This is a genomic window from Ehrlichia chaffeensis str. Arkansas, assembly GCF_000013145.1.
Lineage (GTDB): Bacteria > Pseudomonadota > Alphaproteobacteria > Rickettsiales > Anaplasmataceae > Ehrlichia > Ehrlichia chaffeensis.
Window position 1 is genome coordinate 1,055,811 of record NC_007799.1, and the last position, 26,688, is coordinate 1,082,498.

The following is a 26,688-nucleotide window of genomic DNA, read 5'->3' on the forward strand; positions in this document are numbered from 1 at the left end:
ACAACATTCTCAACTATTTCGAAATCAAGGTTAATGAAAACTTATACATATATGGCAAGAAAAAGGCCACTAAGAATAGAAAAATGGGCCATATTAACACAGTAAAATTCAGCTAGTAACCAGAGCAACTATCATTAGAAAGTTTAGTTTCACAATACAAATTATTCACAGAATTTATAAATGAAATAATAAACTACACAGTACACCAAAAAAAGCAACCAGAAATACACTCATTATGATTATCATATCAATACGTAGGCCATAGACTTTCCAAATAAATTGATAATACACAAACTACATAAACTACTGATACCAATCTTCACAGGTAATCTTTATAACTATACCGCCTGCTTCTTTCTTAGTAGATTGAGCATTAACATCTGCACAACCCACCAGCTCCAAAATAATTACTATTATTTTCAGCTAAAAGCTTCCCTGAGTTACATTCATTCTTACCTATTTCCTCCCACAAAACTTCTGTCATAAAGTCCTGATATGGTATAAATCTTATTCTCTTACCATCTGGTACATTCTCTGATTGATAATATACAAATATACAAACACATAACCTATTGATACCAATCTTCACAGGTAATCTTTACTATACCGCCTGCTCCTTTCTCAGTAGATTGAGTATTAACATCTGCACAACCACCAGCTCCAAAATAATTACTATTATTTTCAGCTAAAAGCTTCCCTGAGTTACATTCATTCTTACCTATTTCCTCCCACAAAACTTCTGTCATAAAGTCCTGATATGGTATAAATCTTATTCTCTTACCATCTGGTACATTCTCTGATTGATAATATACAAATATACAAACACATAACCTATTGATACCAATCTTCACAGGTAATCTTTACTATACCGCCTGCTCCTTTCTCAGTAGATTGAGTATTAACATCTGCACAACCACCAGCTCCAAAATAATTACTATTATTTTCAGCTAAAAGCTTCCCTGAGTTACATTCATTCTTACCTATTTCCTCCCACAAAACTTCTGTCATAAAGTCTTGATATGGTATAAATCTTATTCTCTTACCATCTGGTACATTTTCTGAGTGACGGGTTACATAATTATTAACTATTCTATAATATAACATCTTCTTATCATGAACTAACTTATTACTTTTTATCCTTTTTTTCATATCATTAAGTAATTTCCCAGCTCCATTCGCTGTCAATTTCACCTCACAAACTTCACCATTATGTGAATATTTATCTCTCTTACAAAATTCAATCATAGCATCTGTTCCTACAGTATGCTCATTGTCAAGAACTTGATCACGAATACCTTGTAAATGTACTTTTATAAAATATTTATTAGATTTTCCTGTTTTAAACATACCCATAACATATTCACCAGGTTGTCCTTCTTCACTTTTCCAATTTTCTATATCAATTTTACCAGATTGCCCTCCACTCCAGATTTCCACTTTTACAAAGTCACATCTGCTAGGCACATTATATACATCAGTTAGCTTTGGATAACGCAGTAATACATCCACATGCTTGTCATTTTTTAACTGTTCCTGAAACTTCAACAAGGCAGAATCTAAAGTATTATCATGTGGTGCAATTTTTTCCACTGCATATGTTTTACTTTCAAAATGATCAACACACATCCCCATAGAATGATAATCTAAAAACTGCAGTTCACTTTGTAATTTTGTATCTAAAGACAACATCTTTTTATGGTCAACATCAAAGTATCTCAATACACAAGCATCAAATCTATTAGCTTTGGTAAACTGAGTTAAAATCTCAGGATTTGAAAATTCACTACTTTCTAGCTTTAACTTCGCATTTTGGTACAAATAATATGAATTTTTTAGGCTATTACAAGGATTATCATCTGGATAGATATTGGTTATCCTATTGCTATACTGTTCATCAGGAAAGAAATAGTAACCATCTCCATTTATGAAAAGATCATCTAAAAAATCCTGCGTTTTATTCGTTATATCATATTCATAATCAGCACATTGAATATATTTTTTCTCATGTACACGTACATAACGTACCATTCCACTCGGCAAAGGTTTAAGCCAAGTGTGTTTATCGTATTCTTCATATTTCTCACGAGACTTCAACACATATCCGAAAATTGCGCTTATACCATCTACACATTTTACTGTAATTTTATTATCATGCTTGTATCTTACCCTACTTACTTCATTATTTCCGCAATATTCATGTAGTTTCAAGATTTTCCCATTTTGGCATTGCTCGTACAAATAGAAGTCATGACTATTAACATCAATTTTAGGCCTTACAATATCAACATTAAAATCACGCATAATTCTATTATCAATAAGGTTACCTTTTTCTGAAGTCATTACATCATAAAATCTTATCTCCATTGTACCATTTTTATGTTCACTTAACTTTAGTTTAGACAATACAGGAATAGGAACACATTTAGTCATAAAATTCCCTTGATCATAATAACTAGCACATATTAGATTATGTCCTGACCTATATATTCTAAACTCATACAACTTTCCAGAAAATGCAACTTTATAATCTCCCCCTATTACATCATTCTCAAATAAGAAAAAGTCTCGTTTATACAAACTTCCATTATCTACTATTATAAGTCTAATACCTGGTTTAAAGAATGTCTGGCGCGAAAACTCTACTGGTACAAATCTTATGCTATTTTTCTCTTCAAGTAATAAAGGACAAAATACCATAGGAAGTGGTTTTGAAGATATTTTTTCACACATTATACTAGTCTCACACTTTGTACCCCATTCTGATTGGTTAACTGGCAAATTTTCACAAGAATATACTTGACACATACACAGCTTTGGATGCATAAAATCACTTTCATCAATATAAGCGATACAGTACATTGAAGATGATCCTACACTTTTACACTCCCCTGCATTAACAGTAGTTTCAAAAAAAAGATTTGCCAATTTTATCTTATCATTACAAAAACGTAGAGATTTATAACTCAGACTAGGTTTTGCATTAAAAATCTCTTCATATCCAAACACACATGTAGTACCCACACAAAATGTCAATATAAATATATATAAGACTCCTTTTACAATATTAAAAATATGCCTAAACATAAATATATATACTTAAATAGAAAAGAAAATTATAGTAATGCTTAATATGTTAACATAAATATTTATTCATATTAACCATATTTTATAATAAATATAATATATAATTAATTATTTATTTAAGTTTCTTAAAAAGAAGACTAATATAATGAAGTAATTTACTTGTAATAAACTTGATATACAACACCATTAACTTACTTCTAGATAGTTAGAAATACTTTCGCATCAGGTAATGCCAAACACAACTATTACCTAGTACAACACATAAGGTTCTGAGCACATTAACCCTTATACAAATTCACATATTTACTTAGTGCTACAGCTACTTTTTTGCTTGAATTGGTGTTGCATTCTTCACCGATGAACTTTTTACTACTTTCACCATAGTCTTATTAGATTGTTTGTCTACTTGTTCTCTAACTTCCTGCGGCAACCTATAGTAACCTAGTATTTGCCATATAGTTCTACCAACCTTCCAACAAACAGGATTTATATCTAGACTAAAAACATCTTTAACCTTAGCACGGTGATGGTCTCTTATATCACTATAACAACACGTATAATCAAAAACCTCACTACTACTGCTACTCTTACTATAACATGATAACGCAAGATTTTCACTAGCTATACATTTAGTCATTTTTCCATTATGATAACAACAATGGTTATCATTTGGACATGACACTTTAATACTTTCACCTATTTTACTATTATATTTTACATCTACAGCACTACTAGGCAAACAAGCATCAGAACTCTCAACTTTATCTCTAACTAATTTATAACTATTTGGACCATCAAAAGTTCCACCTTTAGAATAAATACATAAAGACACTAAACACCCTTTATTTTTTACCTTATCTGTAGTATCAATACAAAACGTTTTCTCTTCAGGATAATAAGCATACTGTAGCTCTACTCCTTTGGTTTCCTCTAAATTCAAATTTATATCAAGTTGTTCCTTAGATAACGGCTTATTATTTTTCCGCTGTGATTTTGCTAATGTTAAAAAACCATCAGAAGATCCAAAGCCAGCATATTTTTTTGCAAAAACACGTGTTTTTTCATCTTTTAATCCATAACTTTCCAATGTATTATAGTTATATGATTTCACATCTGTATTTATTTTTAAATTCTCTATCCTTATTTCACTTTTAAATGGATAATTCATTCTCTCTTGAACCAACATTCCCATAGATACACTATCGTTATTCTGTATAGGATAAGTACCAATAGTTTTCAGATATTGAATATTGTTCCCAATACTCAAATAGGATACCTGTTTTTTTACACTATTATCACCTTCTATAGATTTAGTCACCTTCTCAAAATTCTCAACTTTTTCTGTTTTATGTTTCTGTGTTTCAGCTGTATTAGAAATCGGAGGTAAACTAGTCAGTAATTCTTTACCACCATCATCAAAAGTTTCCCTAAGTTCTATAGGCAAAGTACTGTAATTAAACATTTTCAGTATATTAACACCTTTTTGTCTCCAACAAATATCTTTACGATGCTCTGTATCTTGTATATTATGATAACAACATACATATTTATCCTCCGACATCTTTAAATGGCTCATCCTATTTCTATAGCATAACAAACTCATATTTTCATGTTCCCAATTTTGCCAACATTTTATACGATTAACACGCAGTCCACCTGTAGCATAAGTATAATCTGCATTATCAAAATTAGACATATAACCAGTAACTAGAGCTTGGTGATTGTCATAACAATATTTACTATCACTCACACGTTTTATAGTCATCTTATCTCCTGCAGCAAAAATATTCACAAAAAGATGATGCTTTCTTTCAACAAGAGGTTCACATTTTTCACCAAACATAGTAACAGGAGATCTAAACTTCATATATTCATTATCTGCAGAATATATACAAACTGACTTTAAACATCCACCACGACCATTTACACATAGTGAATTTTTATTTTTATTATAAATATAGCTTGCACTTTTTTCATTCTGTACTCGTTTAGTAGTATTACCACTCCACATCTCACACGTTAGTCTTACTAACCCATCTGCACCTTCTTGAATTGATTTACTGATATTAGCACATCCTCCAGAACCAGGATACTGATTTGGGTTCTTTTCAAATGCATTAGCTGGTCCTGAACAATCATTACTATTTAATCTAATAGTACCAGCAGGAAACTGAGGATCTCCCCATGGAATAAATCTATAATACTGTAACCATACAGGCCTTTGTCTAGAAAAATCCATACCAGTAGCAGACCTATAATGCATTACAATATCATCATTAATAAACGAGTGATTCTTTTGACACTCATTATGAGTACATCCACGAGCTACAAATGAAACATTACAATTACTATTAAAACTACCAGAGTCACATAGAGCCACTACTGTATCTTCACCATATTCTCCTGGATAGCTGCCTCCTTCTCCAACATATATTACTAATTTTTTCCCTTTTAGTTTACCATTATTAGTTCCTAATATACCAAGAGTATAATGAGCAGGAGCCCCAGAATAAGCTTTACCATCACTTATATATCCAGCTTGACCTCCTCCCCAAGCTTCAACTTTTATAAAATCACACTGATGATAATTACCTATTTCGTATACATATTGTTTTGTCTTGGTACCATCTATATGTTTCTTTACCCTATATTCATATTTAGGGAAATGATCGACACACATTTTTTCAAAATACAAGTTTCTCTCTACTAATCCATCTAAAACTCCTTCATTTTGTAGAATAAAATCCAGATTTTTTAATTCACTCCTATTTCTATTTGGACCAAAAGTTTGAAAATCATCACTTGTATAACTATATAAACAACTCTTACTATATTCTCTGTCATCAGAAGAATATTCCAATTTCCCAAAAATACACTCCTTAGCATCTTTAACATTTTTAAGATAGGTTGGAACATACAAATATAATTCACTATTCCCACATAAATTTTGTTTTGTATTTCCCTTATATGGAGCAATACGATACCCTACCCTAGGAATAGTATAGTGATCACCACGAACTTTAATAGACGTTACAAAAGATCTCATATTTATATTATCAAGATCATAGCTCATACTATCATCACATGGGTAATATACCCCACCATCATATATATGACGTACTAACTTCTTCTTATTTAACCTTAACCAAAAATATCTATGTCCTCCAATAGTTTGGTCATATCTTTTTATATAATACCCTTTTCCCGTATAATTTAATCCTGACAGACATGTTATATTATTAAATACCTCCTTAGTTGCAATTTTCTCTACAGTCTTAGTACATTCAATGCGATCTCCCCGCACGTTCCCATCAACACATTCAGTTCTTGTTTCAAATTCATGAGTTTTCAAGTTCATCTCAGGCTGAATTAGATCAACAGATTTACCAAATACAGCCCTTAACTCTTCTGCTGTCATTTCCTTGACTTGTTCTTTATAATCACGACCAGTAGCACTATTTAGATTGCCTTCAACTACACTTTTCACCTTGACTTCAGCAACAAATATTTGATCTTTTTTTCTTATTTTAAACACAGGACGCCTTAACGCTGGTATCGGTAAACATTGCTTTATACATTGTCCTCTACTATTATAATAAACACACAAGCCATCCATACCACTTCTATGCATCCCATAATACATAACACCATAATCTGCCAGACTACGATTACTTTTACCATTTGCCTTAGACATCATAGACTTGAAATCTACATACAATGATTCACCAGCTTCTGGCACAAGTTTCAAACCTTTAGAAGGATGCATAAGAAATAATTTAGGCTCAAAAAATGACTGCATATAAAATGGTACAATACGAAAATCCAGAACTGGTATTTCCTTGAATATAGTGTCACAGAAAGGATAAGGATTTTTATCAATTTGATCTAAAGTATAAAATGTACTACCATCAACACATGCAGATAAACTAACATAAGGGAAAACAACACACAAATAAAATATTACAAGAGCTATCTTTTTTAACACACACTTTACCATTGAATAGAAGACATACACTTATTCAAGTATATATCTAAAATTGTATATTACACAATTAACTATCTACATGGTTGTAGACCTATCTACCCAAAATACAATCAATCCAGCGCTATTCAGTGAAAAATATTCTATAATTAAAAATTACATCATATTTTAGGATATATACAGTTAATTAGTAAATTGAAGTACCGCTAATAAAGCAAGTAACTACTTCAATTAAACCACTCAAACTTTCCTATAATAACAAAATTTCAATCTACACACCTTGCACACTATTAAAATTTTCTTTTTCCCTATTGTTAATAAATTGTTGTATATAACATTACACATGCTATTTACAGTAGAAACTCTTATATATAGACTAAAAATTAATCAACAGTTTTTAAAATATATAATCCACATTTATAAAACTCTGTTAACTATTAATTAATATATAAAAAGTGGTAACTGCTTAAACTACAACAAAACTACAAGTGTGAATGATATAGGTAACAACATTCCCTTATAATATACTTAATCAAACGCAACAATGTTAAACTAAAATATTACTACAACTATGGATAATAACATTATATAACTTATTTTATAAAGAAATTTGATGAAAATTTTCAGTACATTATTTTTACAAATCAGCAAACTTTATAAAATAGCTATTTGTATTGAAACACACACCTTATGCTATATTAACCAACTACATAAAATGGATGATTACTTCTCATTAACACTATTGCTACAATTCTACAGAATACATATAACAACCTTTGATAACTCTTACAAAAAAATCTCGATAAATTACAATGTTACTTCTTATTATTCCTATAAATCAGCAAACCCTATAAAATACAGCTACATTACATATATAAATGGATAATCAGTATTATTGCTACAGTTCTGCAAAATACAGATAATAACCTTTGATAACTCTTACAAAAAATCCTGAGAAAATTACAATGTTACTTCTTATTATTCCTATAAATCAGCAAACCCTATAAAATACAGCTACATTACAACATAAATGGATAATTAGTATTATTGCTACAGTTCTGCAAAATACAGATAATAACCTTTGATAACTCTTACAAAAAATCCTGAGAAAATTACAATGTTACTTCTTATTATTCCTATAAATCAGCAAAACCTATAAAATACAGTTACATTACAACATAAATGGATAATTAGTATTATTGCTACAATTCTACAGAATACATATAACAACCTTTGATAACTCTTACAAAAAATCCTGAGAAAATTACAATGTTACTTCTTATTATTCCTATAAATCAGCAAAACCTATAAAATACAGTTACATTACAACATAAATGGATAATTAGTATTATTGCTACAATTCTACAGAATACATATAACAACCTTTGATAACTCTTACAAAAAAATCCTGATAAAATTTACAATGTTACTTCTTATTATTCCTATAAATCAGCAAACCTTATAAAATAGCTACATCACATATTAATTTTATACGTACTTTATAGACGATAACATTTTCATATCTCTAACACCACTTATAAGTATCTATTGACAAATAGTACTGCTTTTCAACTTTCACTAAACTTATCCATACTCTTATGAAATTTTAGTATATGTTTTTATCTATAAAATTCCATTCATTGTTTTAACAAGTAGGGTAATTTTCTAATATTCTAATCCCCTTCCAGCATTAATTTTATCAAAGGCTCCATATCATCATTAAATGAAGCAAGGCACGAAATACAAGCCCACAAAGCAACGACACTAGCTCTATAATTACTATATTCTCCATATTTCATATGACTAACACTTCGTTGCAATTGTGACACAGTACCATAAGGCAAACAATGAGCAGTTCGTGACAATGAAGAACGCACATCTGCCAACATAGAGTTTACCTGAGTAGTACTAACCAATAAATCAGACATTGCATAGTTTAACATCATTACATTAATCAATAAAAGCACTTCTTGTTGACCATTTGTAATGCCTAAATCCCTAAAGACATCATAGTTAGAATAAATTTCCTGCTTTAATTTATGAAGCTCATTGCTTATTTCTCGTAATGTCATATCGGAACATTCTCCACCCAAACCCCCTCTTAATACACAGTGCATTACATAATCATACACTCGTTGTTTATATGTATACAAAGATTGCATACCAGAGAACTTACGAGCAAAATCCCCAGTAGTTATTTTTCTTATAAAATTGTATACTTTTAAAGGCAATTTTTCACTATATCGATTCATAGATGTAAAAAATACTCTTTCTGCACTTGTACATTTTCCCCATGCTCCTATTTCAAACAACAACCCAGCAAAAGATTGATAACGTTTAAAAAGCCATTTTGACTTAGAAGAAGCATATGATATATAAGACCACAACGCGATTATATCAGTTCTATGAACACCATGTACTCCATATTCCATATTATTAGCATCTTGCTGCAACTTAATAATTTCATCAACTGGAAAATAATTTTGAGCAAAAGATATTTTAAAAGTTATTTTGTATCTTATACCTTGAGACAAACTACGACCATTATTTGCATTATTAGAACTAGCATTACGATGCCCACCAACTAATGACAACAATTCCTTCAGTTGACTATTATCAATTTTTATTTCCGATACTAATAAATTGAATATGACTGCATCAATACTTAAAAATATTGCCTCTTGACTGCTTGTAATCCCTACATCAGTGAAAATTTTATATATATCTGGATTATTCAAAAGGTCTGCAATGTTAGAAGATAACTGCCTTACATTTGATAAAAGATTTCCAAGATAAGAATATACATCATTTATGTTTGATACTCGTCCATTAACAATATTAGCCACAGAGTCAACCTGAAATACACTTCCAACACGCAATACATTTCTCAACTCATTTGTATAGTTCATTAACGCAATTCCTAATTCTGGAAATAACGACATTTTCTCACAGAAATTTTTCTCACTTATTTTCTTTAGGAAATCTCGTAAACTTAAAGGCAATTTATCTCCATAAGTATTCAACTTATTAAATAAATCAACCACATCATTATCACAGCCTTTCAGATCTATAAATTTCAAGTCTATCCCTAATAGTAATTTTACAAAAGATTCACATTTTTTAATACTCCATCCAGATTCAGAAGACATATATGATATATAAGACCACAATGCAATTATATCAGCTCTGTGAACACCATAGTTTCCATATTCCATGTTATTAGCATTTTGCTGTAGCATCAAAATACCATTACCAGGATATCGATTCTGATCAATCGTAACCTGTTGTATCTGACCTGAACCTTTACTACGTTCCAACCTTATATTATTCAAAGCAAGACTATTATCATAAATCAACAATAACAAATTCTTCAGTTTTTTCTGATCAATTTTTATTTCTGATACCAGTGAATTAAATATGACTGCATCAAAAGCTAAAGATATTTCTTCTTTACTGCTAGTAATACCTGCATCAGTAAAAATTTTATATATCTCTGGGTTATTTAAAAGATTTGTAATGTTAGAAGATAATTCTCCTACATCTGACCAAATATTTGCAGCATGAGAATATACCTTTTCTATATTTGATAACTTCCCTCTATGAGCATAGTTTAGATCATATAAAGAACTGAAATAGAACAAATTACCTCCACGTAATTCATTAAGTAAATTTTCCTCATATTTCACTAGTGAAGTTTCTAACGCTGCAAACCTTGATATTTTCTTACAAACACTCTCTTTACTTATTTTATCTAAGAAGTCTTGCAGCACCGCAGGTAATTTACTTTTGTACTTGTTTAACTTATCAAATAAATAACGTAAATTATCATTACATTTTCTTATCTTCACAGATGTCAGATCTTCTGCCAACAGTAATTTAACAAAAGATTTAAAATCTTCAATATTCCATTCAAAAGAATTGTATGCCATGTAAGACCACAATGTAACTATATTAGCTCTATGATCACCATATTTCCCATACTTCATATTACTAGCATCTTGTCGTAACTCCACAATAGTATCATAAGGAAAATTATCAAGAGCCTGTGATGATATAGGATCTAACAACGATAACGTACTAGTTATATCAGAATTACCCACATTTAAATCAGACATTACATAATTTAACATTACTGCATCAATTAATAACGCTATTTCTTTTCTATTACTTGCAATACCTATATCAGTAAAAACTTCATAATTAAGATCAACCGCATCCTGTAACTTCTTCGCCATAGATCCTAGACTGCTACGCCACTTACTTTCCAGACAACGCTTATCCGTATTCTTTAATGCACAGTCAATGGCATAATTTGACAACTCTACACCATATGAATTCAATAATTCCATCTTAGAGAATGTATTACAAAAATCTCCAGTAGCTATTTTTTTTATAAAATCTTGTATCTGTGAAGGCAATCTTTCACTATACTTACCTATAGATTCAAACAATCTGATATGTGTATCACTACAGTTTCCCCACTTCATAAATTTATTCAGATCCATTCCTAGCATCAATTCAACAAAAGGGGCTGCATAAAGCTCAAAAAGTTGTCTATCAGACTTAAAGAAAGTATACATCCAAGAAACTACAATGTTGTTCTTTTTATGCCCTTCTTCATCTGTAATAACACTTCTATGTATCATATTAATAAAATTTCTATATCGTCTTACAAATTCCGGATCTTTCAACTCCACACTAAACCACTGTTCTGGCTTTTCAGTAGTTACATTAAACATCATTGCTTCATTGTCAGACAATTTATCATAATCCTCATCATGTTTTGAAAGATCATAGTCAAATTCATTATCAGAAACATAATAATTTAACAAACCTGAAGGTGGATTTGATATATTGACACCAAAATTAAAATTCAGTACATCAAGGTATAAAAGTAATGTTTCAGGAGACTCATTAATCCCTAACTTAGCTAACATTGCTTTAACTTCTGTATTATTTAATTCAGTAAATAGCTCCTTACGAAGACCTGATAAATTATGACCTAATATATCTCCACCAACCAATATCTTATCAATTGCAATAAAATATTTACTCATACTGGATATTAAATTTGGAAAACTTTTTGATTGCCTACAAAAGCTAACCTTACTTATTTTCTGCAAAAATTCCTTTACTACATTTGGTATACCAGATGTTGACTTGTGCATTTTTTCTATTAATGTAACTAAAAAATCACTGCATGCATTTTCATCTATTAAACTTATTTTACCTACATTACCTGACCATTTTTCACAAGTTATTCTGACCATACCATTAGCACCTTCTTGGGCACAATTATAAACACTAGAACATCCACCAGCCCCCCAGTATTTATTAGAATTTTTCTCCAAAATATTACTATCACATAAACACTCTTTATCTCCTTTACGTAACTTACCATAAGGCATATCCGGACTTTGATAAGGTACTAATATTTCACTTTCTCCTGAATTCTGTAATCCAGGAGCAAATCTATAATGTACTAGATTGTCAATCCCTTCGGAACTATCTTGTAAATAATTACCGCCTTCATCACCACCATGCGCTATTATTTTCACTAAGCAATTCTTATCATCATCATCACACAACTTTACAGTGGTATCCCCACCAGAATTACTTAAAGAATTCGCTCCTTTACCTCCATCACCAATATCAATTATCAATTTTTTATTAACTACATTTTTATCAAACCTTAACAACCCCATAACATAATTACCAGCTTTACCAGACCTACCAGACCTTGATATCCCAGATGCTCCTCCTCCCCATGCTTCTATTTTTAAAAAATCACATTCTGTATTTTTCTGGTCAATACCCAATTTATAAGAATCTGGTAATATCTTCCTTACTAAAACTCTTTTCTTATATTCATAAGAAGGGAAATTACTGACACACATACCTTGTAAGATTGGATTCAGAGGTACAATTTTTTCCAATTCATCATTTTCATGAAAGAAATATGTAAAATCATCATCACTCATATAAAGTGAACTACATCCTTTTATCTTCTTTGTTCCATAATCCAATTCAACCATATTCTTACAAGATACCTGTCCACCTTTTTCATATAATCTGTTATTTTCATACCTATATAGCATACTGTCCTGACACGGAGCATTTTTAGGATTGTAGTGGCCTCCAATATCAAAAAATGCATCTTGCCTTATTCTAGTAATTTTATTTAGCTGTTCTTGTGTCATACTTTTAATATCTATTGCAAATTTCTGATCACATTGCACATATCTTTCAACATCCTTTCCAGTATCAGTTTTACCAACAACAACTCCATAACCCAATAGCATTTTATCATGCATGCTTAACCACAAGTCTCTATGATTCTTTTTAATAGAATACTTCATAGGAACAAAAGGCATATCAACAACACATGTAACATTACTGTTATTATCATGCACGTATCCAAGTCTTTGCCCTATTCCATTTACACATTGATTCTCATTCTCAACAATTTTCCCATCTTCACATTCATACCGACTGAGCAAAGTGTAATTATTAAAATCAATTTTAGGCTTTATTACAGAAAAATACATATCAAGATCTTGTGTACCTGGCAACATATCAACACTACAACTAGATAATCCCTGACAATCTTGATATTGTATATTAACACCATTAGCATTAGAAGTTACTTTAGGACGCATCAATCCTGGAGAAGGAACACATACTTTTTTCCCTTTTTCACCATTATTACTATATTCCGCACATACTGTATCATAACCAGCTTTATAAACTTGAAATTCATAAGGAATTCCAGCATGTGAAATATTATAAGAAGTTTTATCACCTATCTTATGAGATTTCACATATAACTCCTTTGTATAAGGGTTACCAGATCCTGAATAAATATGTATTCTAACACCAGGTCTAAAAAAAGTTTGCTGAGAAAATCTTAAAGGAGTAATAGAGACTATACTAGATGCGTCCAATATGCTACAGAATGGTGGAGGATTAATTGCTACGGTTACCTTTTTACAACGTATACTTTTTTTATCACATGAATTTCTTTCAGGTTTAACATTACACTTTCCTACAAAACATATACAGACCTTTGAACTAGCGTTTTCATTTTCTAAAAATGCTATAGCACTGACAGGATCATAAATTATACTACCAGCATATAGAACTTTACAACCACCTATAGGTAAACTATGAAATGTCACCTTTCCCCAATAAGAAGACAGCTGCATAAACATTACATCATGGTCATCAAATGTACGATCTTCCCTATTAAAAGGTATATCTAACCCAGAAACATTTAGATTTTCTACATCCTGATATTGCCCTTTTACATATTGCATAAAAGACATATATCTATAACTATCATGTGAAGCAAATCTTATCATAACACTATCAAGATTACCTTCCGTATTATCGACAGGTTTATAATAGTTATCAAAATGAAGACCATAGTAAGTGTTATAATGTACATTAGCATAATCTCTGAGAACATGTATATTGATCTTAGCATGTAAAAGTGCACGTGGATAAACGAAAGATAATAAAACAATTAAGTATAAGCCTATATTTTTGTAACACCATACCTTCATAAACACACTTACTAATCGTTAATAAAAAACCAGCACAAAAATCATCCGCACTCTTAAGAGATATCTCCAAACAAGAAACAATCTATATGAAATTTCCTTCAATATAGGATAGATCATGATTTTTATATAATAATGAAAGTTTTCCTCTAAAGCATAAATTATAGATTTGACTATCATAATTATTATAGGGAATATACAGAAAATTAATAATATATATACATTTCATCTGCATATTACCATATAAAACACAATAAATCTATTAATAGAAAATGATAAATATGATGTATCAGTAATTGTTGAATAAAAATTTAACAACACTTTATGAAGTTTCTTGTATAATAGACGATAAAACAGAATAACAGAATAATTATCCTATATCTGTGCATAAAACATTTGAATCAATATATGGAACAGAAATTATATTTTACAATACATGATATGCTATATACAAAATATTATGATTAATCTTCAAATTCTTCATACTCAACAGAAATCCATCAACTACTTTAAATTTATTAAAGCACAGTTTCCCAAAATTGAAAAAAATAAGTAAATTTTCTAACTTCCATTTTTTTATCACAAACAAGCTTGTGATCAACAACTTCTACAAATGTTACTAATATTATGTTAAGTCCATTTACATTGCATAAATTTCATACAGTGTAAAATTTTAAGCTCCACATTTCTTATAAAATGCAGGCAGCCATTCTCTTACATTATCCCCATGACTACTAATAGATTCATACATATACCGAATTGTATTCTTATTAGCAGAAAGAACATTAGTTTCTGGTATATTTGGCAAATTGAAAGACAATACTACTGAATCATTATCCTGCTTTACGAAAAAATATCCTTCCTGAGATGGCATTTGAAACATAGTATTACATTCTGACTTTGATAGATTAAATGCCCTCATATACATTTTATTAGTTGATACTGAATTTGGCATGAAAACTTGTGTTTCAACATGCTGATTAAACCTACAAATGATATTACTGGAAATAATAGCTGGAATGTTTTCACCAGCAAATACAACAACAACATTTAATTTGTTCATCATTTCAATCCACTCATCAAATTCCTGATCACTAGTAAAAACATAATCCAAAATCCATGCTTCATCTATTACTAAAACCGTAGGAGACCCATCAAGATAATTAATTAAAGCATGCAAAAAGTAATAAACAATAACAGAAGCACATTGAGGTTTAGAGAACAAAATACCAATATTCAACCCTAAAACTTTTGCTGCCCAATCAATATTAGCATCTTCCTTTAGTAAATGCGCAAACTCCCCATTATTTAACCATTGACTAGCATTGGTACCCAGTGTACTGACATGGTCAGCAATACTATTTATAGTTCTAGACTCAAGAGGCAACGTAAAAAGATCATTAACTATTCTATCTATTGCACTATTAACTTCCTCAGTTATGTTTTTAACATTCAACATTCTTTGCAAAACACCAGTAACGATTCTACGATTAAGTGCAGTATCTTCAACTTGAAAGAAATTAAACGACATTTCCTGATAATCACGCCTATGGTCTGCTCTATAATACTGACCACCCATAGCCTTAACAAAAACAATAGACTTACCAGTATAATCTAGCAAGACAATTCGTGCATTCAACTGCATAGATTCTGACAATAAAAAGTTCAGTAACATAGTAACTGAAGATTGAGGACTACCAACCATTAAAGTGTGTCCTTTATCAAACACATGAAAACTAAAGAAATAAGGTTTACCCTTATTTGAAAAAAACATAGTAATTGCTTGTCCCCACTTGTTTCCTTGAAGTGCTCCTGAAGGGAAATAATGCAACAACGAAAATGCACAAGCATATTTTATTAACGTATACCTAAAGTTTAAAATATAAGAAAAATTGCCAGGTAAATGTGCCCAAAAATCATCTTCCATGCTCAAATCACACCTGACACAAATAATACCAAGTGAAGACAATGAATTAACAGCCCTATCTATATTATTATGAAGCTGTGGTAAAGTATCTGACATTATTACAAAGTTTATTTTGCGTTCGCAGAAACTTAAATTAGAGTTTGGATCAACTGATACGAAATCATCTATATTGGATAACTTTCTCAACTGAAAATCATTGCTACATTCTAAAAATGTAGCTTGCTTTTGAAAAAGCTTTAATGCATTCTTACTTTTTGCAAACTTTATAATTTCAACTACGATAAATCCATAATCCTGCTGTAGACATTCATCTACCGCATCTAATGGAGAATCTTGATAATCTTTAATTGCTAATATTGCACCAAATCTTTGGTTATTATCACATGAAATTTTAAATGTATTAAATCCCATACTAATACTACAATGACTACATATACCAGAAATATCTACCATATCAAGGAAACATTCTTTATGATGCATCATAGTTAAATAATACAAAAACTCTATCAACTCCGATCTTACTTTTTCTTTATCAATTACTATCAATCCTAACTTTCTGACTTCAAACTTTTTCAAATTTTCTAAAATACTTGCAGTGACCTTATTTAATCTGTCTATTTTATTTTTTAAAAAATCTTTATGCTTATTTTTTACATAGGAGAATGACAGAGCACCTAACACTCCTTTCATACTTTCAGGTAAGTGATTAGTAACCACTGCTATATATAACTCATTAATATAAGTCACACGTTGACCTATATTATTAAGATGAGCACTACCTAAAGCATCAGAAACATCGTTTATACTTTTTCTTGCAAAATCAAACTTATGTGGTTTCCTTACAGTATAAATCCAAAAAGAAACTTCTGGAACTTCAACACTATTAACTATACTATTACGCACTACTGTTCTTAAATCTTTATCATTAACATAATGAGTAAGTACATAATCCTCTATCTTTATTATTTGTACAAGTTCACCATCTTTATTCAATATTGTATTCTCATCATAATGACAAGCTGCAGGAATAAAATCTCCTTTACTAGAGGTATTATCTCGTCTTTTTCTAGAAAAATTATTCATATCAGAAGAATGGCCGATCATTTCTTTCACAAAAGACATACAGGAAACCCTTATTTAACCCTATAACATTTATATAAATATCCATAAGTAAAATTAACATCTATATAGGATAATATCTGCTTTAATCATCATTATCTAAATACAAAATTAATATTTTCTTTATGCTACAATTAAATAAACAATTAATGAACTACCCTATTATGAAATTTACAATGCAAAAATCAAGAATCTCAGACTCATTTTTACATAGATGGCATTCACAAATTTCAATCCAGCATTATACAAAAAACAAAATCAACTCTACATTTAAATCTATATTAGTACTACAAGTTGAATAAATACAATAACACTCTACTTGAATAATACAAATTTAAACTAGCATTAGCCAATAAATATTCACCGTCTTAACATAAAAATCACTTACTAAGAAACACATATAAAACACGGACTATTAGAGAAAAAAACTTATGTGATATACAAAAATATAACAGTACTAAGATGTAAAATTGCATTTAGAATTCCGAAGTAATCCAATCTAAAAACGATGTAATTAAGTAAGCAATAGAAAATTCAATATATAAACACCCAAATATTCCCACAATTCATTGATTTTCTAAACTATTCACTATAATCAAAATTACTTATCTACTCATCTATGAAGAACAAGCTTACCACCAATTCACAAACAAAACTACCTAATGACAATTAAAAATTACTATTGGATTATACTGATTTTTTAATCTTGAGAATACTAACAGCTAGGTAATCCAAGTATTACTGCTTATAACAATAAAAATACCAGTTAAATACTTAAAACCCATATATAATACTGTATCATATACAAATTAAGCAGCAACTTGAAGCCTTAAATTATTGCAAGAATACCTGAGTAAAGCTAAGAACGAAAATTACATAGATCACAATATTCCATAATCACTGTATTCTTAACTTTCAAAACCCATCACTTAACCTGGCTACTTGGCGTTACTAAAGCAGAACAATCTTTTACATTAGTCATATTATTATTCACCCCTTCAACAAACTTAGTAATTAATTTTCCTGCTCCAAAAAATATCGCTGTAAATACAACCAACATTACTATTGCTGGCCATGGCAATTTTCCAAATATTGCCATAATGCTTGAGCCAAGTATTACCCCTGTCATGATTGGCAATCCCAACTTTTGCACAAACTGTATAACATTACATATAACTTTACTTACATCATCTGAATCACCAGTACCAGCTTGCTCGTTAGCATATGCACCTGAGTAACACAACGGTGCAACACCAACAAACCCTACTATTATAAAAAACACTAAAACAATTTTTAACATAAGGCTCTCATTTATTTTTTTGATGGAGTAGTACTACAATCTGCCCCACTAGTCATATTATTATTAATTCCACTGACAAACTTACTAACTAATTTACCTGCACCAAAAAATATTGCTGTAAATACAACTAACATTACTATTGCTGGCCATGGTAACCTTCCAAATATTGCCATAATACTTGAACCAAGTATTACCCCTGTCATGATTGGCAATCCCAACTTTTGCACAAACTGTATAACATTACATATAACTCTACTTACATCATCTGAATTATCAGTATCAGCTTGCTTGCTAGCATGTGCACCTGAATAACACAACAGTGCAACGCCAACAAACCTACTATTATAAAAACACTAAAACAATCTTTAACATAAAGGCTCTCACGATGATTATTTAGTACAATCTGCTCCACTAGTCATATTATTACTAACTCCATTAACAAACTTACTAACCAATTTACCTGCACCAAAAAATATTGCTGTGAATACAACTAACATCACTATTGCTGGCCATGGCAACCTTCCAAATATTGCCATAATACTTGAACCAAGGATTACCCCTGTCATGATTGGCAATCCTAACTTTTGCACAAACTTTATAACATTACATATAACTTTACTCACATCATCATCCTGACTAACCGTGCTAGTACTACTATTATTATTTGCTGCAGCACTAGAAAAGTTTAATGACATAACACCTATAAATCCCACAATTACAAGAAATACAAAAACAGCCTTTAACATATAACTTATACCTTACATGAATTTTCGAAACACCTGAACAATTCTATATATGACATACCTTCAACTAGTAATACATTACCAATCACACATGTTCAGTAAGCTAATAGCTTACCTCGCAAATATGTACTGTAATGCTACTCATACTAATTCACTGATCTTAGTAATGCCTAAGCCTAAATATTCTAACTACCAATATAAACATCAGTAACTTAAACACTAAAGCAATATACCATATATAATTAACCACTATTGATCACAGCCACAATTTATGCTTCTCTCACAAACTCTATAGTAGTGCTATTAAATTGCATATTTGACATGCTTTCTTAATCTTATTGTTCCCAACAATAAATTAGACTACGCAATTTTCAATTCACGTTTGCAAAAATATCATGGGTAAAACGTTTATACTAATCATTATAAATGCAGTATATTTACTACAATTTTCCTGATATCTACTTTATAAACATATCCATTATACACTATTAATAACACACTCATAGTTTTTGAAACAAAAAGCGTTAAAAATCATAGTGATTATAAAAAGTTTTCTATCTAATTTTATACATCATAACCCCATCAACAAATTCCCCTGCTATCAAAATAACAACAATGTTGATATACTAAGAATTTACACACTCTATCTCAACCTACTGTTGTATAAGTTAACCTAAGTACAACACAAAATAATTAACATATTGTAAATTAATGATGCCTTTTTATATGTGAATGTAGTATAAGCATTTATTATAAATTGGATTAGTTGTCGTTGTAAAAAGCGATCTTACAAAATTAGAAAATAAAGTAATGTAAAATACGGAATCTAAAGTTAAGATTTGATATGCAATCTCATGACAGAATTATATAAAAACTTTACAACAATTCATTGAATGCTGAGATCCTAATAGACATATTACATTGATAAAATACTGCATCTTCTTTTATTAAAAAACCAGCAATAAACCCAAGACAAACTGTACTTTCACCACTATCGCTAAAATTTCCCCTACAATTGATCTTAAGTTGTATATTTAATCAATACCCTAGAAATTGCTATAAATCTTTTAAAATAGGGTACATACGTTTAATTAAAAAAAAAATGTTACTTTAGAATATATTAAATTTCTTCTACTGTATTAATCTAAAACTCATTTTGATAAATATGTGACATTGACAAAATACTGCACCTTCTTTTATTAAAACCAGCAATAAATCTAAGACAAACTGTACTTTCACCACTATTGCTAAAATTTCCCCTACAACTGATCTTAGTTGTATATTTAACAATACCCTAGAAATTGCCATAAATCTTTTAAAATAGGGTACACACGTTTAATTTAAAAAAAATGTTACTTTAAGAATATATTAAATTTATTGTATCATATTAATCTAAAATTCATATTCTCACAAATGTTACGTAGAACATGTAATACGTTATAACCGCTCAGACATTGCTTATATATATCTACGCCTTAACTATAACAGAATCTCTTAACTAAATGACACAAATCACCGCTTGAGAAAACAAGAAAATAATTACAAAGTATTACACAAACACAGTGACATTAAAATTTATACATACAAAATAATCTATCCAGTCATTAGCTAGATAATCAAACTGACATGCATAACTATTAGTGCACAATAAACTGTATCACAAGATACAAAACTAAAAGTCAGTTATAACTAAAGCAGCCACGTAAATATTAACATATCGACAACTTTTAGTATAACTGACTTGTTCAAATTTATTACATGTATTCATCTACTAACTTAATCTATAAAGAATTTTCAGAAATAAAGTTACTTTATATCAGAAACAACAGATACAATTAAACAAAAAAATACATCACATTATAAACCAATTAAGGACCTTTTGATATTGAACTACAATCAAACTTATCAGCTGAAAGTTCTGTTATTCCACCAGCAAATTTAGATATCAGCTTACCTGCCCCAAAGAATATAGCTGTAAACACAACTAACATTACTATTGCTGGCCATGGTAGCCTACCAAATATTGCCATAACACTTGAACCAAGGATTACCCCTGTCATGATTGGCAACCCCAATTTTTGCACAAACACAACAACATTACATATCACCTTAGTAACTGTATCATCTCCTGCTTGACCACCAGTATTAGCATCACTTACATTTGGTGCTACAGAAAACATTAAGAGCAGCAAAAATAGAAGAGCTCTACCTATAAAATACTTACTTATATTATACACCATTATTAATCCCTCACAAATTTATGAACAACAATATCAACAAAACACTCTATAATGTTTATTAAATAAATAAAAGACTTTTCCTAAAAATTAGTTTATATAACAATCCATTGTCTGTTTTTTCATAAAAAATAAAAACATAACTAGGATATATACTGATACAACACTTACACATAAAAACTGCTGCTAACCTAACTTCACTAAAAAATCTTATCATTGAAAATGTCATGCAACACTTTTTCACTTCCCTATACATTTAAATATTTAAAAAGTCAATTATTATTAATAGTTTAGAGAATCAGACTCTTTTACTAACATTTATACGAATAAAAATTAATATATTTTAATTTTATTAAGTATATTTCTAGCATTTTAGTTAATACTATCTTTATAAAAAATATTAATACAAACAATTATTATCCAAGTATACCAATTATCAGTAAACAGTGTATCAGCTCACAATAAATACTATATTAAAAATACTTAATTAAAAGATATAAGATATTAATATAAATAAAAAATTTATTTAAAGAATATCAAATTATTAATATCAACTTCCTAATATGTTAATCACTAAAAAAATAAACTTTGACATACATGAGTATTTTCAATAGATTTTTAAGATATTGATGTATAATGAGGGTTTTCTTGATTTTTCAAGAGCTTAATATTGTGGTTTTGGTATTTTAATGTTAACAACAGTTATGTTTTGTTATATATTAGATACGGTACAGTGCTGAAAATGAGTAATGCATTTAGTTAAATAGGTGGAATAGCTTATGTTTGATGATTATGATCCTTGGAATAGTAATAACAAAGAAGACCACAAATCTAAAGGATATAAAAATTCCAATGATATTAATAAAGTTATTCACTATTTCAACAATACATTTGGTTCATTTTTAAAAAACAAGAAAGGCATTCGACCTAATAATCATGGAAAAACACAATTTATTATCGCATTTTTAGTCATGATGCTTCTATACATGGGGTCTGGGTTTTACATAGTCGAACCTGAAGAAGAAGCTGTACAACTACTATTTGGTAAATATCATGACACTGTAGGTCCCGGGTTGCGTTATTATCTCCCATCCCCTATTGGACAGGTAATTAAGTTAAAAGTTAAAACAGTTAACAGGGAAGAAATAGGTTCTAGGTTTTATTCAGATAGCACTTCAGGCCATGGCGAAGGTGTTATGTTAACTGGAGATGAAAACATCGTTAACATAAACTTTGATGTTCATTGGCGCATCAACAATGCATACAACTACTTGTTTAAAGTCAGAGATAACCAAGTAGGAGATACAGTAAAAAATGCAGCTGAAAGTGCAATGCGTGAAGTTATTGGAAAAAGCTCTATATCTTTTGCAATTGAGGGGAAAGGAAGAGCCATAATATCACAAGAAACTAAGACATTACTACAGCATATTCTAGATCAATATAATATGGGAGTTGAAATTTTATCAATTCAGCTAAAAAAAGTTGATCCTCCAGAAAAAGTGATCAATTCTTTTAGAGATGTACAGAGTGCAAGAGCTGATAAAGAAAAGTTGATTAACGAGGCATATGCATACCGTAATCAAGTACTGCCAAAAGCTAAAGGTGAGGCTATAAAAATTAAACTAGATGCAGAAGCATACGAAAGTGAAGTAGTTAACGCAGCTGAAGGTAATACAAAAAGGTTCATTGCTCTCTATAAAGAATACGTATATCAACCTGATGCAATGAGAAATCGTTTATATTTAGAAACAATGGAAGAAATATTAAATAAAAATGATAAGGTAGTTGTCAGCGATGATCTGAAAGGTATGCTTTCTTACTTCCCGTTAGCAGATCCTAGAAATAGTAGGTAAGTTTATGAGTAAATCATTTAAGTTCATATTAGGGTTTTTAACTATCGCAACAGTTATCGTATCATTAAACTCCATGTTTATTGTCGATGAAGCACATCAATCAATAGTCCTACAATTTGGACGCGTAGTAAAACAGATACACAATAGCGGATTATATTTTAAAGTACCTTTTATACAGAAGGTTGTGTATGTTGACAAAAGAATTATCGATATTAGTTCTGACTCAAGAGAAGTTATCGCTGCTGATCAAAAGAGATTTATCGTTGATTCTTATGCAAAATACAAGATTGTAGATGCCGTCAAATTTTATCAAACAGTCAGAAATGAAACAGGATTAAAGAATAGATTAAGTTCTATCATCGAATCAAACATCCGTGAAAAAATAGGAAATGTATCACTTATTAATTTTCTAAATGAAGCAAGATCAGAAGTTATGTCAGTGATACAAGAAGGCGTTAGCAAAGAGTCCCAAAAATTTGGCATAGAAATGATAGACGTCAGAATTAAGCGTGCAGATCTACCAGAAGAAAATAGCATAGCTATATTTAGACGTATGCAAACAGATAGAGAAAAAGAAGCAAAAGAAATCAGAGCAGAAGGAGAAGCAGCGTCACAGCGCATTAAAGCTGATGCAGACCTTCAAACTCGTATTATCATCGCAAATGCGATCAAAGAAGCACAAATCATTCGAGGGAATGGAGATGCTAAAGCTTCAAAAATTTACAATGAAGCTTTAAAATCTGATCCAAATTTCTTTAGTTTTTATAGAACAATGCAAGCATATAAGCATGCTTTCAATGGGAAAAATACAAGAATTATCTTATCACCTAATAATGATTTTATTAATTTGTTTAATAAAGAAAGAGGTAAATAATTAATGAAAAGATTTCTATTACTAATATTAGTACTAATATTGGCAAATGTTCCTATAGGTAGTTTTGCTGATCAGAAAGCAGAACAATATGATCCAAGGTCAGGCTTTTCTAAATTAATCAAAGAATCTACACCAGCAGTAGTTAATATCAGTATAGTACATGATTTAATACAGGAACAATTTCCTTTAATAACTCTCGAAGAACTTTTAAGGAATATATTAGAAGGCAAGCCAGTAAAAAAAGACATACCACAAGAAGTATTAAGCGCAGGGTCGGGATTTGTTGTAGATGAATCAGGTATTATCGTCACCAACTATCATGTTGTACACAATGCAAAAGAAGTTTATGTCACATTTAGTGACAACAAGTCAATTCCTGCTAAGATTTTAGGAGTTGACCCACAAACAGACCTAGCAGTGTTAAAAGTTGAAGTTAATGAAAAACTTCCTTATCTAGAATTTGGAGATTCTGACAAGACTATGGTTGGAGACTGGGTAGTTGCCATAGGTAACCCATTTGGTCTTGGTGGTTCTGCAAGTATTGGTATTATATCTGCACGCGCAAGAGATCTTAACATTGGCACAGCAACAGAATTTTTACAAACTGATGCTGCAATTAATAAGGGTAACTCTGGTGGTCCTCTATTTAATATAGATGGTAAAGTAATTGGTATTAACACAGCAATATTATCTACACAAAAAGGTGGTGGTAACATAGGAGTTGGATTTGCTATCCCATCAAATAATGCTGTTTCTATAATAAAAGTTTTATCCCAAGGGAAAAAAGTAGAACATGGTTGGCTCGGTGTAGTGATGCAACCGATAACTGAAGAACTAGTAGAACCATTACAACTAAAAGAAGTGGGTGGAGCTTTAATTACTAATGTAGTCAAAGGTAGTCCAGCAAGTAAAGCAAACTTGCTTCCAGGGGATATTATACTTGAGTTTAATGGTACTAAGATTAATTCAATATCACAACTACATCAATTAGTACTAAGATCAGAAGCAGACAATGAAGTAAAATTACTTGTGTCACGTAATGGTAGTATTATAAGTATACTAGTCAAAATAGGGAAATTTGAGAATCCTGATATTTCAGAAAACGGAATGCCTAAGGATGCTATCCAATCCCCGGAGTTAGGGTTAACAGTAGGTAGTGTACAACGCAATAACATATATAATAATATTGAGGAAGAAGAAGCAAAAGGAGTGGTGATATTAGATATAGATAGTACAAGTAATGCTTCAACCAGAAATATAAGAAAAGGCGATATAATATTACAAATCAATCAATCACCAGTAAATAATCTCGAAGATTTTAAAAATGTTATGAAAAAAGTACGTAAAAATAAATCTGTAGCATTGTTAATCAGTAGGGATAATATATCAGCTTTTGTGACTGTCAAGCTGAAGCAGTAGGATGAAAACTAAAATAGCATATATATATTTTTTTATAGTGTATTTTGTCAGTATACATGCGTATTCAACTGAAACAATAAAAGAAGAATTACTATCTTATTTTAGTGCTATACATTCTTTTAAAGCAGAGTTTGTTCAAACAAGCTCTGCTAATAACGATATTCAGCATGGAATGGTATTTATGAAAAAACCTGGATTATTAAAATGGGATTATTATCCACCTACTCCAGCTTCCATTATAATGCACGGTAGAACCATTTCTTACTATGATAAGGAACTAGAAGAATACTCTTATTCAATTATTAATAATCCTATTATTAATTTATTAAGTTCTGATATTAAAGATATAAAAGATATAATCTTTCTAAATACCAGTACAACCGACAGTAAAAAAGTGATTACTATACAAGATCAAAAAACAGCACTACTAGCAGATATAATTTTCAATACAAATCCTATAACAATTGTTGGATTAAATATAGCAAGTCCAGATTCTATAACTTATATTAAGTTTTACAACATTCAAAATAATATTACTATAAAGGATACAGAATTTAAACATAGTACATCTTACTACAATTAAAATAA

General features: G+C 30.1%; 16 protein-coding genes. 5 read left to right on the forward strand and 11 right to left on the reverse strand.

The genetic code is table 11. The features are described from left to right. The first annotated feature begins 47 nt into the window (after positions 1–47). Complete coding sequence (locus ECH_RS05045; protein WP_226988439.1) at positions 48–116, forward strand: hypothetical protein; 69 nt, start codon at positions 48–50, stop codon at positions 114–116. Positions 117–373: 257 nt separating this feature from the next. Here the strand turns inward: ECH_RS05045 and ECH_RS04210 are convergent, their stop codons facing one another. The 11 genes from ECH_RS04210 to ECH_RS04255 form a co-directional block, all read right to left on the reverse strand. Beyond that, on the reverse strand, positions 374–589 hold the full coding sequence (locus ECH_RS04210) for a hypothetical protein (RefSeq protein ID WP_044147619.1): 216 nt from the start codon (positions 587–589) through the stop codon (positions 374–376). After that, positions 570–851 (reverse strand): hypothetical protein, encoded by a 282-nt coding sequence (locus ECH_RS04215; protein WP_044170465.1) that lies wholly within the window; start codon positions 849–851, stop codon positions 570–572. Before ECH_RS04215 ends, ECH_RS04210 begins: the two co-directional genes overlap by 20 nt. Continuing rightward, positions 832–3,084, reverse strand: coding sequence for a hypothetical protein (locus tag ECH_RS04220; RefSeq protein ID WP_011452962.1), 2,253 nt, complete (start codon positions 3,082–3,084; stop codon positions 832–834). Before ECH_RS04220 ends, ECH_RS04215 begins: the two co-directional genes overlap by 20 nt. A gap of 319 nt (positions 3,085–3,403) precedes the next feature. Next, complete coding sequence (locus tag ECH_RS04225; protein WP_226988400.1) at positions 3,404–7,069, reverse strand: hypothetical protein; 3,666 nt, start codon at positions 7,067–7,069, stop codon at positions 3,404–3,406. Positions 7,070–8,739: 1,670 nt separating this feature from the next. Next, positions 8,740–14,631: an entry-triggering protein EtpE gene (locus tag ECH_RS04230; protein WP_011452964.1), complete on the reverse strand. Its 5,892-nt coding sequence runs from the start codon at positions 14,629–14,631 to the stop codon at positions 8,740–8,742. Positions 14,632–15,301: 670 nt separating this feature from the next. Further along, a complete protein-coding gene (locus tag ECH_RS04235; protein WP_006010592.1) occupies positions 15,302–17,677 on the reverse strand; it encodes a hypothetical protein in 2,376 nt (791 codons plus the stop codon). A 922-nt stretch (positions 17,678–18,599) separates the two neighbouring features. Then, the gene (locus ECH_RS04240; RefSeq protein ID WP_011452967.1) at positions 18,600–18,974 is read right to left on the reverse strand and encodes a TrbC/VirB2 family protein; all 375 of its coding nucleotides are present in this window, start codon (positions 18,972–18,974) and stop codon (positions 18,600–18,602) included. 11 nt (positions 18,975–18,985) lie between these two features. Beyond that, positions 18,986–19,291 (reverse strand): TrbC/VirB2 family protein, encoded by a 306-nt coding sequence (locus ECH_RS04245; RefSeq protein WP_011452968.1) that lies wholly within the window; start codon positions 19,289–19,291, stop codon positions 18,986–18,988. 72 nt (positions 19,292–19,363) lie between these two features. Then, complete coding sequence (locus ECH_RS04250) at positions 19,364–19,720, reverse strand: TrbC/VirB2 family protein (RefSeq protein WP_011452969.1); 357 nt, start codon at positions 19,718–19,720, stop codon at positions 19,364–19,366. Positions 19,721–20,848: 1,128 nt separating this feature from the next. Beyond that, positions 20,849–21,025, reverse strand: a complete 177-nt coding sequence (locus tag ECH_RS04975) for a hypothetical protein (RefSeq protein ID WP_011452970.1) — start codon at positions 21,023–21,025, stop codon at positions 20,849–20,851. A 560-nt stretch (positions 21,026–21,585) separates the two neighbouring features. After that, entirely contained in the window at positions 21,586–21,957 is a 372-nt protein-coding gene (locus ECH_RS04255) for a TrbC/VirB2 family protein (protein WP_006010598.1), read from the reverse strand. A 776-nt stretch (positions 21,958–22,733) separates the two neighbouring features. On the opposite strand from ECH_RS04255, the gene hflK reads away from it, so the two are divergent. Genes hflK through ECH_RS04275 form a run of 4 tightly spaced genes read left to right on the forward strand, consistent with a single transcriptional unit; the run spans position 22,734 to position 26,683 of the window. After that, positions 22,734–23,807 carry an FtsH protease activity modulator HflK gene (gene hflK / locus ECH_RS04260; RefSeq protein WP_006010600.1) on the forward strand — a complete coding sequence of 358 codons (1,074 nt, stop codon included), beginning with the start codon at positions 22,734–22,736 and terminating at the stop codon, positions 23,805–23,807. Positions 23,808–23,811: 4 nt separating this feature from the next. Continuing rightward, positions 23,812–24,681, forward strand: coding sequence for a protease modulator HflC (hflC, locus tag ECH_RS04265; RefSeq protein WP_006010602.1), 870 nt, complete (start codon positions 23,812–23,814; stop codon positions 24,679–24,681). A gap of 3 nt (positions 24,682–24,684) precedes the next feature. Further along, positions 24,685–26,100, forward strand: a complete 1,416-nt coding sequence (locus tag ECH_RS04270; RefSeq protein WP_011452974.1) for a Do family serine endopeptidase — start codon at positions 24,685–24,687, stop codon at positions 26,098–26,100. Position 26,101: 1 nt separating this feature from the next. Continuing rightward, positions 26,102–26,683, forward strand: a complete 582-nt coding sequence (locus ECH_RS04275) for a LolA family protein (protein ID WP_006011427.1) — start codon at positions 26,102–26,104, stop codon at positions 26,681–26,683. The last annotated feature ends 5 nt before the right edge of the window (positions 26,684–26,688 follow it).

Bases quoted from the DNA above. Each gene is read 5' to 3' on its own strand.
- ECH_RS04220 (WP_011452962.1), bottom strand. From the start codon at position 3,084: ATGTTTAGGCATATTTTTAATATTGTAAAAGGAGTCTTATATATATTT.
- ECH_RS04230 (WP_011452964.1), bottom strand. From the start codon at position 14,631: ATGAAGGTATGGTGTTACAAAAATATAGGCTTATACTTAATTGTTTTA.
- ECH_RS04235 (WP_006010592.1), bottom strand. From the start codon at position 17,677: ATGTCTTTTGTGAAAGAAATGATCGGCCATTCTTCTGATATGAATAAT.
- ECH_RS04240 (WP_011452967.1), bottom strand. From the start codon at position 18,974: ATGTTAAAAATTGTTTTAGTGTTTTTTATAATAGTAGGGTTTGTTGGT.
- ECH_RS04250 (WP_011452969.1), bottom strand. From the start codon at position 19,720: ATGTTAAAGGCTGTTTTTGTATTTCTTGTAATTGTGGGATTTATAGGT.
- ECH_RS04975 (WP_011452970.1), bottom strand. From the start codon at position 21,025: ATGGCAATTTCTAGGGTATTGTTAAATATACAACTAAGATCAGTTGTA.
- ECH_RS04255 (WP_006010598.1), bottom strand. From the start codon at position 21,957: ATGGTGTATAATATAAGTAAGTATTTTATAGGTAGAGCTCTTCTATTT.
- hflK (WP_006010600.1), top strand. From the start codon at position 22,734: ATGTTTGATGATTATGATCCTTGGAATAGTAATAACAAAGAAGACCAC.
- hflC (WP_006010602.1), top strand. From the start codon at position 23,812: ATGAGTAAATCATTTAAGTTCATATTAGGGTTTTTAACTATCGCAACA.
- ECH_RS04270 (WP_011452974.1), top strand. From the start codon at position 24,685: ATGAAAAGATTTCTATTACTAATATTAGTACTAATATTGGCAAATGTT.
- ECH_RS04275 (WP_006011427.1), top strand. From the start codon at position 26,102: ATGAAAACTAAAATAGCATATATATATTTTTTTATAGTGTATTTTGTC.